The sequence below is a fragment of the Pseudomonas sp. TWI929 genome (genome assembly GCF_039673335.1).
In the GTDB taxonomy this organism is placed as follows: Bacteria; Pseudomonadota; Gammaproteobacteria; order Pseudomonadales; family Pseudomonadaceae; genus Aquipseudomonas.
The window spans coordinates 26,317-41,016 of record NZ_JBDJLK010000048.1 but is presented as its reverse complement, the minus strand read 5'-3'; the positions used below and the strand labels follow the sequence as shown (position 1 = coordinate 41,016).

Genomic DNA, 14,700 nt, shown 5'->3' with positions numbered 1-14,700 from the left:
CCCACAGGATCTCCACAGACCTTGAATGGTGTGGTGTACCTGTGGGAGCGGGTTCACCCGCGAAGAGGCCGGTACAGGCGACACATGTTTGTAAGTTGTTACCGACTATAACGCGGGCCCAAGCGGCTGAAAACGCAGACCGGGTATTCAGTCCCTGAATGCCCCGTCACGCCTGCTCAGTCAGACTTCGGCGCTGGCTGCTCATACTGCGCATTGAACGCCTGGATAAAGCCGTTGCGCAGTATCTGCAAAAACGCCTCGAAGGCACTCACGTCCTGCTTGCGCACGCTGCCACTGAGTTCCACGCGGGTGGCGAACTGGTTTTTCGGTTGGTTCTTCAGCACGGTCTGGGTTGCGCCCACCAGGGCCTCCCACACCGAGCGGAAAAAGCCTTTGTCTTTTTCCTGCACATCCTGTTGCCAGTTGAACACGTCGACATCGCGCAGCAGCGGCTTGATATAGCCGGTAAGCCGGCCATTCTCGGCTTGGGCCTCGATCACCAGGTCGCCATGCCCGGCATTGAAGTCGAACTTGCCGTAGGCGCTGGAAAAGTCATTGAGCTTGCGCAGTTCGATGCCCGTGGCGCGCAGGCGGAACTGGAAATCATCGAAATCGCTGAACGGGTCGAAGGTGGCGCGGCTTTCCACCTTGGCATCGCCCAGCAGCAGGGCGCTGGCCTCCAGGCTGGCATCGCGCCGGCCCTTTTTGTTGCGCACGTTGGTCAGGTTGCGGATGTTGGCGTCCAGCTGGGTGGCCTTGAGGTCGACCGGCGGCTTGGAGTTGAAGTTGCGAAAGGTCAGCACGCCGTTGTCGATAAGCACTTCGTTGAGGGTGATCGGCAGCAGTTTTTCCAGCTGTTGGCGCCAATCGGTGCCTTGGCCGGTCTGCGACGCTTGTTTGCTACCGCCATCGACGAAGTTCAACGCGGGCCGCACGAAGGTCACCTTGGCCACCACGGCCTTGTCGTACCACAGCGAACGCCAGCTCACCGACAGGTCGATCAGCGGCGCGTCCAGCAGCGGCACCGGGACCTTGCCGCGGGTCTTGACGATTTTCAGCCCGTTGATCTTGTAAGCGCCGCGCCACCAGGCCAGGTCCACATCAGCCACCTGGCCGCGGTAGTCGCCCATGTTGGCCAGCTTGTCGTTCAGGTACTCGCGCACCAGGTAGGGCAGGGCCAAGTGCAGGGCCACCAGCAGTATGGCCAGGCTGGCCAGGCCGACCAGCGGCCAGCGGTAGCGACCTTTCATCACAGCCTCTCCAGAGTAGCTTGAGCGGTTGACCGCGCGTCTTGCCGCGGAGTTCGAACAGGCTTTACGGGCCATCGGCCGGGGCTTACCCTTGAACTCTTTCCCTGCTTTTTTTCATGCCAAGGACCCCTGCCATGAGCCGTATCTTTGCAGACAACGCCCACTCCATCGGTAACACGCCGCTGGTGCAGATCAACCGCATCGCCCCACGCGGTGTGACCATCCTGGCCAAGATCGAAGGGCGCAACCCAGGTTACTCGGTCAAATGCCGGATTGGCGCGAACATGGTCTGGGACGCCGAGAGCAGCGGCAAGCTCAAGCCGGGGATGACCATCGTCGAACCCACCTCGGGCAACACCGGCATCGGCCTGGCCTTTGTCGCTGCCGCCCGTGGTTACAAGCTGATGCTGACCATGCCCGCTTCGATGAGCCTGGAGCGCCGCAAGGTACTGAAGGCGCTGGGCGCCGAACTGGTGCTGACCGACCCGGCCAAGGGCATGAAGGGCGCCATCGAGAAGGCCAACGAAATCGTTGCCTCCGACCCGGCCCAGTACTTCCTGCCTGGCCAGTTCGAAAACCCGGCCAACCCGGCGATCCACGAAAAAACCACCGGCCCGGAAATCTGGAATGACACCGATGGCGCGGTCGACGTGCTGGTGGCCGGCGTGGGCACCGGTGGCACCATCACCGGCGTGTCGCGCTACATCAAGCATACGCAGGGCAAGGCGATCCTGTCGGTGGCGGTGGAGCCAGTAGCATCACCGTTGATCACCCAGACCTTGGCCGGCGAGGAGCTCAAGCCCAGCCCGCACAAGATCCAGGGCATCGGTGCCGGCTTCGTACCGAAAAACCTCGACCTGTCGATCGTCGACCAGGTGGAGACAGTGACCGATGAAGAGTCCAAGGCCATGGCCATCCGCCTGATGCAGGAAGAGGGCATCCTTTGCGGTATTTCCTGTGGTGCGGCGATGGCGGCAGCCGTGCGCCTGGCCGAAAAACCGGAAATGCAAGGTAAGACCATCGTCGTAATTTTGCCGGATTCCGGCGAGCGCTACCTGTCGAGCATGCTGTTCAGCGACATGTTCAGCGAGCAGGAAAACCAGCAGTAATCGGCCTTGCCGCTGACTCGGCGCAATATTCAGCGGCGTGGTTTATTGCAAAATCTTCATGAATGCGATCCCGCCCAGGTTGTTTTTACCTCGGCGGGATCGGTTTATGATGGCAGGATGATTTTCAGGAGGGCAGGACGCGCAGCCCTGTCTCTTCCCCAAGGAGTGACGCATGACCTTTTCCTTTGCAGCCAAGGCGGGTGTCTTGCTGGTGTTTTTCGGCAGCGTGCTGTTTGTGCACCTGCGCGGCAAGGCGCGCCTGCCGGTGTTGCGCCAGTTCGTCAACCATTCGGCGCTGTTCGCCCCCTACAACGCCTTGATGTACCTGTTTTCTGGTGTGCCGTCCAAGCCCTACCTGGACCGCCAGCGCTTCCCGGAGCTGGACGTGCTGAAGGACAACTGGCAGGAAATCCGTGAAGAGGCCATGCGCCTGTTCGACGAGGGCTACATCCGCGCCGCCGAGAAGGACAATGACGCCGGTTTCGGTTCGTTCTTCAAGAAAGGCTGGAAGCGCTTCTACCTGAAGTGGTACGACAAACCACTGCCGTCGGCCGAAGCCTTGTGCCCGCGCACTGTCGAGCTGGTCAGCCGCATCCCCAACGTCAAGGGCGCGATGTTCGCCCTGCTGCCTGGTGGCAGCCACCTGAACCCGCACCGCGACCCGTTCGCCGGTTCCCTGCGCTACCACCTGGGCCTGTCCACCCCCAACTCCGATGCCTGCCGCATCTACGTCGACGGCGAGGTATACGCCTGGCGTGATGGCGAAGACGTGATGTTCGACGAAACCTACGTGCACTGGGTCAAGAACGAGACCGACTTCACCCGGGTGATCTTGTTCTGCGACATCGAACGCCCGCTGAGCAGCCCGCTGATGACCCGTATCAACCGCAAGGTCAGTGCCTTCCTCGGCCGCGCCACTGCGCCGCAGAACACCGACGACGAACGTGTGGGCGGGATCAACCAGGCCTATGCCTGGAGCAAGCGCTTCAGCAATAAGATCAGTGGCCACGTGAAGCAGTTCAAGCGCGCCAACCCCAAGGCCTACCGCGTGCTGCGGCCGGTGCTGGCGGCGGTGGTGGCTTATGCGTTGTATCGCTGGTTGTTCTGATTTTGCCTATTGGGGTTGATTTGCAGCCCCTGTGGGAGCCAATTGTCTTGCTCAATTTCTGAAAGCTGGCGCGATCCCTGTGGGAGCGGGCATGCCCTAATGCCAGTTAGTTAAGCAATTTGGGGCCGCGCTGCGGCCCATCGCCGGCAAGCCCGGCGCCCACAGAAAAGGCGCCTGGCTTGAGTGCGATGCGGGGGTGGTGGGGGCGGGGTGGGCGGCGCTGGGGGGCGCACCCGCCCCAGTAGCCTTAACTGACTGGCATTAGTGCACGCCCGCTCCCACAGGTACCGAGCATGCCTCGGACCTCTGGGTACAGCCTTTCAAGCTGGCTCCAACGCCTCCACCACCTTCCCACGGCTAAGGTGCACCACCTTGTCCGCCGTATCGAAATACCGGTCATCATGCGAGATCACGATGATGGTCTTGCCCATGCGCTTCAGGTCCGGCAGCAGCTCGGTATAGAACACCCGGCGGAAGGTCGGGTCCTGGTCTGCCGCCCATTCGTCGAACACCAGTACCGGCCGCCCGTCCAGCCAGGCATTGACCAGCGCCAGGCGCTTTCGCTGCCCGGTCGACAGGTCGGTGGTGGTAAAGGCGCCGTCGCGCACGCTGACCTTGTGGGCAATCTCCAGCCGCTCCAGGTAGCGCGTGGCATCGCTGGGCAGGGCATGTTCATGCTCGGGTAGGTCTTCGAACAGGTAGTAGTCGGCAAAAACCGTGGTGAACAGCTGGCGGTAGTCATCCAGCGCTTGCGGCCCAACGGCCTTGCCGTTCAGGCGCACCTCACCGCGCTGCGGGGTGTAGAGGCCCAGCAGCAGCTTGATCAGCGAGGTCTTACCGCAGCCGTTTTCACCGACGATGAACAGGATCTCGCCCGGCTCGATGCTCAAGTTCACCGGCCCCACGCGGAACGGTTCGTTGCCGTCCACCGGTGGGTAGGCGTACTCGACGTTATGCAGCTCCAGGTGCGCGCTGGCCGGGGCGGCACGTTTGACCGGCGGTTCCAGCAGCAGGTGTGGTTCGGGCGAAGAGAAGCGCTCGGACAGGTCGGCAATGCGGCGGAACGCTACCTGTGCGCGGCCAAGAATCGGCAGGTTGCCGATCAACGTTTCCAGCGGGCCCTTCATGTACAGCAGCACCAGCACGAAGCCGCTCATCACCGCCGGGTCGTTGCTCGGCCACAGCGATTGCAGGGCCAGGGTCAGGCCGATGACCACGAAGAACAGCATCGAGCCCAGGCTCTTGGCCACAACGAAGATGTTGATGGCGCGGATGTGGGTATTGGCGATGAAGTCGGCAGTGCCCTGGATGTTGCGCGTCAGCATGGCATGGCGACGGCGGCGGTTGATGCGCAGTTCCTTGGCGCCTTCGGCGATGGCGGAGTAGTGCTTCTGCAGGTTGTCCTCGGCATCGCGCGCGGCGTTGAAGCCAGCCACACCTTTTTGCCGGGCGATGTACTGCACGCCGCTGCCGATACCAATAGCCACCAGGGTGATGAGGAAGATCGGCCACGACAACCAGGCCAGGTAGGCCATGCAACCCGTCACGGTAGTCAGGGAAATGGCCAAGGGGGAAAAGGCGAAGGCGAAGTCGCTGATGGTGTCGACATCACGGGTCAGCACCGGGATCAGGCGATGGGTGCGGTAGCGCTCGATCTGTTCGATTGGCGCCGACAACACCTTGGCGCCCAGGTCCTTGCGCAGCCGGGCAATCACCTTCTGGCCGACGTAGTTGCTGCCGCTGTCGGCCGCCACGCTGCTGACCAGGGCCAGCACGCACAGGCCGGCGAAGGCCAGGATCACGCCCTGGCTCATGCCATCGGCAGCGTGCAGGCCCTGGTTGACGGTGGCCAGCAGGGCGGTCACGGCCAGGCCGCCGAGCATGCCCAGCAGCACCGAGACGATTACCGCCGGGCGGTAGGGTTTGAGCAGGCCCAGCAGTTCGCGGATGGCCCCGGGGGAAGAGGTTTTCATGAAGCGTGATCTCGCTGGTGGAGTGGGGGCGGGGTCAGCTGCCGAGGGTCAGGGAGCCCTTCATCAAGGTGCTGTGGAACGGGAACGAGCAGTAGAAGCTGTAGTCGGTACCGGCCTTCAGCAGCTTGGTATCGAGGGTGACGCTGTCCTTTTCACCACCGCCGATCAGGCGGGTGTGGGCGATCACCCGGGTGTCGCCGGGTTTGACGTAGTCCTGCGCCTCGCCGGCCTTCTGGCCGTCATCCAGCACACCCTGCATGTCGGCCTGGGTGCTCAGCACCCAGTTGTGGCCCATCACGTTCTTCGGCATGTCGCCGGGATGGGTAAGGGTGACGGTGAATTGGGTGCAGGCCTTGGGCACGCTGATGGCAGCCTTGTCGAAGGTCATCTGGTCGGTGCCGTGGATTTCCACGGCGCAGGGCTCCGCCGACCAGGCGGCCGGGGCCGTGGCGAGCAGGGCGAGGAGCAGAAGCTGGCGAGTCATGTACGGTTCCTGGGCGATAAAGGGGTGCACATCGTTCAGACGAACCGGCGCGCGCTGGCTTTACCTGTGTGTACTGCGCGGGTGAATTTCCCGCTGGCCCGCTCGTTCATCTAGTCAGGCGCCGCCATGGCGCGCATCCCGATTTCGCCGCCAACGCGGCCCTGGCTTGAGGTGACCGTACATGAGTGAACTGCTGAGCTTTGCCATCGAACCGCTGGACGCCGCGCGTGGCAACCTGCCGCTGCTGGTGCGTGCACCGGAGCCGGGGATCGACCTGCTGGAAGCCTTTGCCGAGCTGCAGCCGCTGGTGGACCAGCACCTGCTGCAAGCTGGCGGCATTCTGTTCCGCGGGTTCGAAGTGGCGGGTGCCGAAGCTTTCCGTCAGTTCGCTGCCTCCTTCGGCCACCCGCTGCTCAACTACGAGTTCGGCTCCACCCCGCGCAGCAACGTGACCAAGGGCGTGTACACCTCCACCGAGTACCCGGCGCACCAGAGCATCCCCCTGCACAACGAGCAGGCCTACACCCTGGAGTGGCCGATGAAGATCTGGTTTTACAGCGTGATCCCCGCCGAGACCGGTGGCGAGACGCCGATTGCCGACAGCCGCGAGGTGTACCGGCGCATGCCGGCGCGCATTCGCCAGCGGCTGGAGGAGAAAGGGCTGATGTACGTGCGCAACTATGGCAACGGCCTGGATGTGGAATGGTCGCAGGTGTTCAACACCGAAGACCCGCGCCAGGTCGAGGCCTATTGCCGGGCGCACGCCATCGAGTGCATCTGGAAGGACGACGGCGAACTGCGCACCCGCCAGCGCTGCCAGGTGGTGGCGCGCCATCCGGTGACCGGGGATGACGTGTGGTTCAACCAGGCGCACCTGTTCCATGTGTCGAACCTGCAGCCAGAGGTGCGCGAGTCGCTGATGGACATCGTCGAGGAAGAAGACCTGCCGCGTAACGTGTACTACGGCGACGGTACGACCATCGAGGACTCGTTGCTCGATGAGGTGCGCGGGGTGCTGGATGAATGCACCATCAGTTTCCCCTGGCTGGCGAACGATGTGCTGATGCTCGACAACATGCTCGCGGCGCATGCGCGGTCGCCGTTTACCGGCAAGCGCAAGGTGGTGGTGGCGATGGCGCAGGGGCATAGTGAGGTGTTGGGCTGACAGGTGTTCACCGTGGCAGGTGTGGCACCTGTGAGATCGAGCGCCGCCCGCGCGGCGCTCGATCTCACAGGCGCTGAAAGGGTTGTGGCGAACACTGCAACCTACAACAATTCCAGAATCTTCCTACGCCTCGGGACTGGCAACTCCACCCCTTGCGAAATACCCTACAACCTCTGTCGACACGCGTCTGATTGTTCCTGCAAATCCCGCCCTCTAGGCTTTGCCTGTCGCTGACGGTTCAGCGATCGGGTGTGGAAACCTGGCAAGACATCATGGTGCGAGTCGTTATGACAGCTGTACGCGGGAGGCCTTCGGGCCTACCGGGTTCGCACCATGCCTGGTTTTCCACCCCGTGTGCAGCTGTCACCCTATGTGTGGAAACGGACGGGTGGCACATATGACTATGGTGCCGAAAATCATGACCGACGAAACCAAAACCACCCCCGGTGTCACCTACTTCTTCCAAGGCGAAGGCCAAACCCATTCGCTGTTCCGTATTGCAGCGGGCATCCCCTGCCGCAGCGCCCGGGAGCAAGCCTCGGAACTGATGGGCTATGCACGCGACTTGTCACTGACCGGCTTGATGGATGGCGACCAGCAGATGCTCTGGGCATCGCATTACTTCGCAGCCATGGCCAAGGCGCTGCTGGATGATGCCGAGTTGGGTTTGATGCACTGACCCTTGTATTGGCTGGGCTGGCCCTTTCGCGGCTAAAGCCGCTCTCATAGAACAAATCGTAACTCTCTGATCTGACGCGGTCTCTGTGGGAGCCGCGCTTGCCGGCGATGGGCTGCGAAGCAGCCCCAATACAGACGACACCCTTCTGACGGATTGTGAGTGATTTGAGGCTTTGGGGCCGCTGCGCAGCCCATCGCCGGCAAGCGCGGCTCCCACACCGAGTGCGGCGGGCTTGCGGGCAGAGTTCCCTGCGCGACAGCGCAGCCCGGAGGGGCTGCGTATGCCCCAGTGCATGCAAAACGCCTGTGGGAGCGGGCATGGCCGCGAACACGGGCGAAGCCCGTGCCATCCACCGCGAACAGGCCCGACAAGGCGACTCCCACAGCCCAGCTGTCCCCCACTAAATAACCCCCCCACCCCTTCGTCTGACAGTTACCGCTCGACTGCCAGGACTCCGCTCGACATGAATGCCGACCAAACGCTCAAGCTCGCCCGCCGCTTTATCGAACTCAGCCCCGACAAGCGCCGCCTGTTCCTCAAGGCGCTGCAGGGCGAGGGCATGGATTTTTCCGTGCTGCCGATCGCGCCTGGGGTGGAGGTGGCCGAGCGTGACCAGCTGTCGTACGCCCAGCGGCGCATGTGGTTCCTCTGGCAACTCGACCCGCAAGGCGCGGCGTACAACCTGCCGATGGCCGTGCGCCTGCACGGCCCGCTGAACCTGGCCGCCCTGCAACAGGCTTTCGATGCCCTGGTGGCCCGCCACGAAACCCTGCGCACCCGCTTTGTCACCGACGGCGATGACGTGCGCCAGCGGGTCGATGCCGTCGCAGCCCCGCTGCAACTGCGCCAGGATGCCCTCACTGGTCTGGACGACAACGCCTGCCAGGCCGCCATCGAGACCATCGCCGAAGCCGAAGCCCTGGCCCCGTTCGACCTGGCCAGCGGCCCATTGCTGCGTGTGCGCCTGTTGCAACTGGCGGCGCAAGAATACGTACTGCTGCTGACCTTGCACCACATCGTCGCCGACGGCTGGTCGATGAACGTGCTGATCGACGAATTCCTGCATCTGTACGATGCCGCCGTGGTCGGCACCGAGGCCACTCTAGACGCGCTGCCGATCCAGTACCGCGACTACGCCCTGTGGCAGCGCAGCTGGCTCGAGGCCGGTGAACAGGAACGCCAACTGGCCTACTGGCAGGCACGCCTGGGCGACGACCATTCGCCGCTGGAGTTACCACTGGACCGCACCCGCCAGGGCCGCCCCAGCTACCGCGGCGCTCGCCATGAATTCCCTGTCGCCGCAGACGTCGCCGAGCGCCTGCGCGGTGTGGCTCGCAAGCACAATGTCACCCTGTTCATGGTCCTGCTGGCCGCCTTCAAGCTGCTGCTGCAACGCTACAGCGGCCAGGCCGCGATCCGCGTGGGCGTGCCCATCGCCAACCGCAACCGTGCCGAAGGCCAGGGCCTGATCGGCTGCTTCATCAACACCCAGGTGCTGCACACCGAGATCGACCCGCTGCTGGATATCGCCGGCCTGCTGCAGCGCGTGCGTGAAACCGCCGTGGGCGCGCAAAGCCACCAGGACTTGCCGTTCGAACAGTTGGTCGAGGCTTTGGACTTGCCGCGCAGCACCGAAAGCCCGCTGTTCCGCGTGCTGTTCAACCACCAGGCGCAGGTGGCTGACGTACAAGCCATTGAAACCCGCTCCGGCCTGAGCCTGGCCCCTATTGCCCTGGAAAAGCACAGCGCCCGCTTCGACCTGGCGCTGGACACCCATGAGCGTGCCGGCCAGTTGCACGCGGCATTCACATACGCGACTGACGTGTTTGATAAAGCCACCGTCGAAGCCTTGGCTGAACAGTGGCTGGCCCTGGTGCAGGCGTTGGCGGATGATGCCGCTGGCGCCGTGGGCGAGTTGGCGTTGCCGGGGGCGGTCGCTGCCGTTGGTGCGCCAGGGCAGGCTGACGAAGTGCTGCTGGTGCATCAGCGCTTTGCTGTCGCCGCCAACCGCCACCCCGAGCGCACTGCGGTGATGGCTGCCGGCGAGCAGGCCAGCTTCGCCGAACTCGCTGCCCGCGCTGAAGGCATCGCCAGCCGATTGGTCGACGCCGGGGTAGGGCCGGACACACTGGTCGGCGTACTGGCCGACCGCAGTGTTGGCATGCTCGCCAGTATCCTTGGCGTACTCAAGGCCGGTGGCGCCTACCTGCCGCTTGAGCCTGAGCAACCAGCCGAACGCCTGGCCTACATGCTCGCTGACAGCGGCACGCGGCTGGTGCTGGCCCCCGGCAGCTGGCAGGCCGCGCTGCCCGCAGCCGTGCAGCACCTAGACTGGGCACAAGCCGGCAATGGCGGCGCCGCACCTATCGCTCCGGTGCCGGCCAACCTGGCCTATGTGATCTACACCTCCGGCACCACCGGCCAGCCCAAAGGCGTGGCGATCAGCCATGGCGCCCTGGCCAACTACGTTGACGGCATCGCCACACGCCTGCCGCTAGAGCGCATCCGCAGCATGGCCCAGGTCTCTACCCCGGCTGCCGACCTGGGCCACACCATGCTGTTCGGCGCCCTGTGCGGCGGCCACACCCTGCACCTGCTGCTGCGCGAGCAGGTGCTGGATGCCGAAGGTTTCGCCGCCTACCTGGCCGAGCACCAGGTGGATGCGCTGAAGATCGTGCCATCGCACCTGGAGGCCATGCTGGTGGCAGGCCGCGCGGCACTGCCGGGGCAGTGCCTGGTGCTCGGTGGCGAGGCCATCAGCCCAGGCCTGTTGGGCAAGGTCCGCCAACTGGCCCCGGCGCTCAAGGTGTTCAACCACTACGGCCCAACCGAGACCACCGTCGGCGTGCTGGTTGCCGAACTGAACGAACAGAGCAGCCTCGGCCAGCCATTGGCCAACACCCATGTGGCGGTGCTCGACCGCTGCCTGCAACCACTGCCGGCCAAGGCCAAGGGCGAGCTGTACATTGGTGGCGCGGGCCTGGCCCGTGGCTACCTGAACCGCCCGGCACTCACCGCCGAACGCTTCGTCCCCGACCCCAACGGCAGCCACGGCCAGCGCCTGTATCGCAGCGGTGACTGGGTGCGCCAGGGCAACGACCTGCAATTCGCCGGGCGCATGGATGGCCAGGTAAAAATCCGTGGCTATCGCGTAGAGCTGGCCGAAATCGAAAACCAGCTGCGCGCGCTGGATGGCGTCGCCAACGCCCTGGTCCGCGTGCATGGCCAGGCGCCGCAACTGCAATTGGCCGCCTGGTTGGTGCCTGGCGAGATGCCAGCCGACAGCCTGGCCTGGCAAGACTCGCTCCGTACCACCCTCAAAGGCCTGCTGCCCGAGCACATGGTGCCGACCCACCTGATGGTGCTGGAACACCTGCCGGTCACGGTCAATGGCAAGGTTGACGTCAAGGCGCTTCCGGAGCCGGTTGCCACCCAGGTGGCCTACCAGGCACCGCAAACTCCGCTGCAGGTGCAGTTGGCGCAGATCTGGGCCGAAGTCCTGCAAGTCGCGCAGGTGGGCCTGAGCGACAACTTCTTCGCCCTCGGCGGCCACTCGTTGCTGGCTACCCAGGCCGTTTCGCGGGTGCGCAAGCAGCTGGGCGTGGATATTCCGCTGCGCACCCTGTTCGACACCGTCGACCTGCAGGCCTTCGCCCAGGCGGTGGTCGAAGGCGAGCAGGGCGGGGGCCTGGACATCGAAATCCTTGACCGCCAGCAACCGCTGCCGGTGTCACGTTCGCAGAACCGTCAGTGGCTGTTCTGGAAGCTCAACCCACAAAGCCTGGCCTACAACACCCCGATGGCCGTGCGCATGCAGGGCAACCTCGACCAGGCTGCGGTGCAATTTGCGCTGGACGCGCTGGTGGCCCGCCACGAATCGCTGCGCACGGTGTTCGTCGAGGCCGACGGCCTGCCCTGGCAGCGCATCCTGCCGGCCGCCACGGTGCCACTCGGATTCGAAGACCTCAGCGGCCACGACCACGCCGCGCAGATGCGCAAGCTGGAAGCCGAAGCCTTTGTCCCGTTCGACCTGGAGCAAGGCCCGCTGCTGCGCGCACGGTTGTTCAAGGTGCACGCGCAAGAGCACCTGCTGTCGCTGACCCTGCACCATATCGTCTCTGACGGCTGGTCGATGAGCCTGCTGGTGCGCGAGTTCGCCGCCGCCTACAACGCCGCGGCCACGGGGCAGGCACACACCATCGAGCCGCTGCAGGTGCAGTACGCCGACTTCGCTGCCTGGCAGCGCAAGTGGCTGGCCGAAGGGCAGATGCAGGCGCAGATCGACTACTGGAAAGGCCGTCTGGAAAGCGACTTCGAAGTGCTCGAACTGCCTGCCGACCGCATGCGCCCGCAGGTAAAAAGCTACCAGGGCAGCCGTTACGACGTGCGCCTGCCACTGGCCCTGACCGAGCGCCTGCGGGCCCTGGCAGTGGCGTCCAACGCCACGCTGTTCCATGTGTTCCTGGCGGCCTATGCCATTGTGCTGTCGCGCTACAGCCGTAAAAGCACGCTGAACATCGGCGTGCCGGTCACCAACCGCAACCGCCTGGAGCTCGAAGGGCTGATCGGCTTCTTCATCAACGTGGTGGTGGCCCGTATTGGTGTCGATGGCAGCCAGCCGTTCCCGCAGCTGCTGGCAGCGATCAAGGAAACCACCTTGCAGGCCCAGGCCAACAAGGACGTACCGTTCCTGGAGGTAGCCGAAGCGCTGTACCCGGACCGCGACCAGGGCGTGAACCCGTTCTTCCAGGTGCTGTACAACCACCTGCGCGACCTTGGCGAGCAGGTGTCCAGCGATGCCCTGCACGGCCTGCAGGTCAAGGAAGTCGACCTGCTGGAGCCGGGCGCGCAGTACGACATCTCGCTCAACACCCTGGAGCGCGCCGATGGCGTGACCGCCTCGTTCAACTACTCTACCGACCTGTTCGACGCCGCGCGCATCGAGCGTATGGCTGGCCACTGGCAGGCGCTGCTGGAGGCCATCTGTGCCCAACCGCAGCGCTGCATTGCCGAGCTGGACATGCTTGGCAGCGGTGAACGCCAGCAACTGACCCATGCCTGGAACCCGGCGCCGCAGGCCGACAGCGGCCTGTGCGCGCACCAGTTGCTGGAACGCCAGGCACGTCAGCGGCCAGACGCTGTGGCGCTGGTCTTCGATGACCAACAAATGACCTACGCCGAGCTGGACCACAGCAGCAACCAGCTGGCGCACCGGCTGCGCGCGCTGGGCGTGGGCCCGGACCGCCTGGTCGGTGTAGCGGTCGAGCGCGGCCTGGGCATGGCCCTGGCGCTGGTCGCCATTCACAAGGCCGGTGGCGCCTACGTGCCGCTGGACCCGGACTACCCGCAAGAGCGCCTGGCCTACATGGTCGAGGACAGCAACATTGGCCTGCTGCTGGCCGATGCACCTTCGCGTGAGCGCCTGCAGCTGGGCAAGCAGCTGCCTTGCGTGGTGCTGGAGCCGGGCCTCGAGTGGCTGAACGCCTGGCCCGCCGAACCGCTGGCCAACCTGGCCGCGCCGCACAACCTGGCCTACGTGATCTACACCTCCGGCTCTACCGGCATGCCCAAGGGCGTGGCCATCGACCACCATGCCCTGTCGGTGTTCTGCCAGGTAGCCGGCGACTATTCGCGGCTGAGCCCGGACGACCGCGTGCTGCAATTCGCCACGTTCAGTTTCGACGGTTTCATCGAGCAGTTTTTCCCGCCATTGGCGCAGGGCGCCTGCGTAGTGCTGCGTGACCTGCGGCTGTGGGACACCGCCACGTTGCTGGACGAAATCAACCGCCATGGCGTAACCGTGGCCGACCTGCCGGCGGCCTATTGGCGCCTGCTGGCGCTGGAGCGCCGCGCCCCCGAGGCCTATGGCCGGTTGAAGCAGATTCACGTCGGCGGTGAGGCGGTGCCGGAAGACGCCCTGCGCGCCTGGCTGGCCGATGGCCCGCCAGCGGTGCGCCTGCTGAACACCTACGGCCCGACCGAAGCCACCGTAGTCGCCACCACCTATGACTGCTCGCAAATGACCGCGCAGCAGATCAGCCAGGGCGGCGTACCGATCGGCCGCGCCATTGCCGGCCGCAGCCTGCATGCCCTGGACGATGGCCTGGCGCCAACCCCGGTGGGCGTGCCCGGCGAGCTGTTCATCGGCGGCGCCGGTTGCCTGGCACGCGGTTACCACCAGCGGCCGTCGCTGACTGCCGAACGCTTCATCCCCGACCCGTTCGACCCGGTTGGCGGTGGCCGCCTGTACCGCACCGGTGACCTTGGCTGCTACGACGAAAATGGCCAGCTGGCCTATCGCGGCCGGGTCGACCACCAGGTGAAGGTACGCGGCTTCCGTATCGAGCTGGGCGAGATCGAGCAGTACCTGCGGGCGCACCCGGACGTGCGCGAAGCCACCGTGCTGGCCATCGACCTGCCTGGCGGCAAGCAGCTGTGTGCCTACGCCGTAGCGGCCGAAGGTTACGGCGGTGACCTGCGCCTGGCCTTGAAGCAGTACCTCAAGGCCAGCCTGCCGGACTACATGATCCCGTCCTACCTGGTGACCTTGCCGAGCATGCCACTGACCCCCAGCGGCAAGCTCGACCGCAAGGCCCTGCCACTGCCCGACCCGAACCCGCCGCAGCACGACTATGAGGCGCCGCAGACCGAGCGGCAACAGCAGCTGGCGGCCATCTGGGCGCAGTTGCTGAGCGTCACCCGGGTCGGTCTGAACGACAACTTCTTCGAGCTGGGCGGCCACTCCCTGCTGGCCGCCCAGGCAGTGTCGCGGATCAACGTCGAGCTGGGGGTGGACATGCCGCTGCGGCTGATCTTCAGCCACCCGCAATTGCGCGCCTTCTCCCAGGCGCTGGATGAGCAGGGCCTGTCGCTGTCCGACGACGGCCTGAGCGATATCGAAAAAATGATGAACGAATTCACAGAGGCCTGAC

8 protein-coding genes are annotated in these 14,700 nt (G+C 64.7%); 5 read left to right on the top strand and 3 right to left on the bottom strand.

Going from position 1 to position 14,700, the window contains the following annotated elements:
- Nucleotides 1–176: 176 nt before the first annotated feature.
- Nucleotides 177–1,250: a DUF748 domain-containing protein gene (locus tag ABE456_RS18570; protein WP_346645210.1), complete on the bottom strand. Its 1,074-nt coding sequence runs from the start codon at nt 1,248–1,250 to the stop codon at nt 177–179.
- Nucleotides 1,251–1,384: 134 nt separating this feature from the next.
- On the opposite strand from ABE456_RS18570, the gene cysK reads away from it, so the two are divergent.
- Entirely contained in the window at nt 1,385–2,359 is a 975-nt protein-coding gene (gene cysK, locus ABE456_RS18565; protein ID WP_346645209.1) for a cysteine synthase A, read from the top strand.
- A gap of 172 nt (nt 2,360–2,531) precedes the next feature.
- Nucleotides 2,532–3,467 (top strand): aspartyl/asparaginyl beta-hydroxylase domain-containing protein, encoded by a 936-nt coding sequence (locus ABE456_RS18560; RefSeq protein WP_346645208.1) that lies wholly within the window; start codon nt 2,532–2,534, stop codon nt 3,465–3,467.
- A gap of 320 nt (nt 3,468–3,787) precedes the next feature.
- On the opposite strand, the gene ABE456_RS18555 is transcribed toward ABE456_RS18560, so the two are convergent.
- Nucleotides 3,788–5,440 carry a cyclic peptide export ABC transporter gene (locus ABE456_RS18555; protein WP_346645207.1) on the bottom strand — a complete coding sequence of 551 codons (1,653 nt, stop codon included), beginning with the start codon at nt 5,438–5,440 and terminating at the stop codon, nt 3,788–3,790.
- 34 nt (nt 5,441–5,474) lie between these two features.
- Nucleotides 5,475–5,924, bottom strand: coding sequence for an azurin (azu, locus tag ABE456_RS18550; protein ID WP_346645206.1), 450 nt, complete (start codon nt 5,922–5,924; stop codon nt 5,475–5,477).
- A 181-nt stretch (nt 5,925–6,105) separates the two neighbouring features.
- On the opposite strand from azu, the gene ABE456_RS18545 reads away from it, so the two are divergent.
- From ABE456_RS18545 to ABE456_RS18535, 3 genes are all read left to right on the top strand, one after another.
- Nucleotides 6,106–7,089: a TauD/TfdA family dioxygenase gene (locus tag ABE456_RS18545; RefSeq protein WP_346645205.1), complete on the top strand. Its 984-nt coding sequence runs from the start codon at nt 6,106–6,108 to the stop codon at nt 7,087–7,089.
- 418 nt (nt 7,090–7,507) lie between these two features.
- Nucleotides 7,508–7,768 carry a DUF3077 domain-containing protein gene (locus ABE456_RS18540; protein WP_346645204.1) on the top strand — a complete coding sequence of 87 codons (261 nt, stop codon included), beginning with the start codon at nt 7,508–7,510 and terminating at the stop codon, nt 7,766–7,768.
- Between the two features lie 463 nt (nt 7,769–8,231).
- Nucleotides 8,232–14,699 (top strand): amino acid adenylation domain-containing protein, encoded by a 6,468-nt coding sequence (locus tag ABE456_RS18535; RefSeq protein ID WP_346645203.1) that lies wholly within the window; start codon nt 8,232–8,234, stop codon nt 14,697–14,699.
- Nucleotide 14,700: the final 1 nt, after the last annotated feature.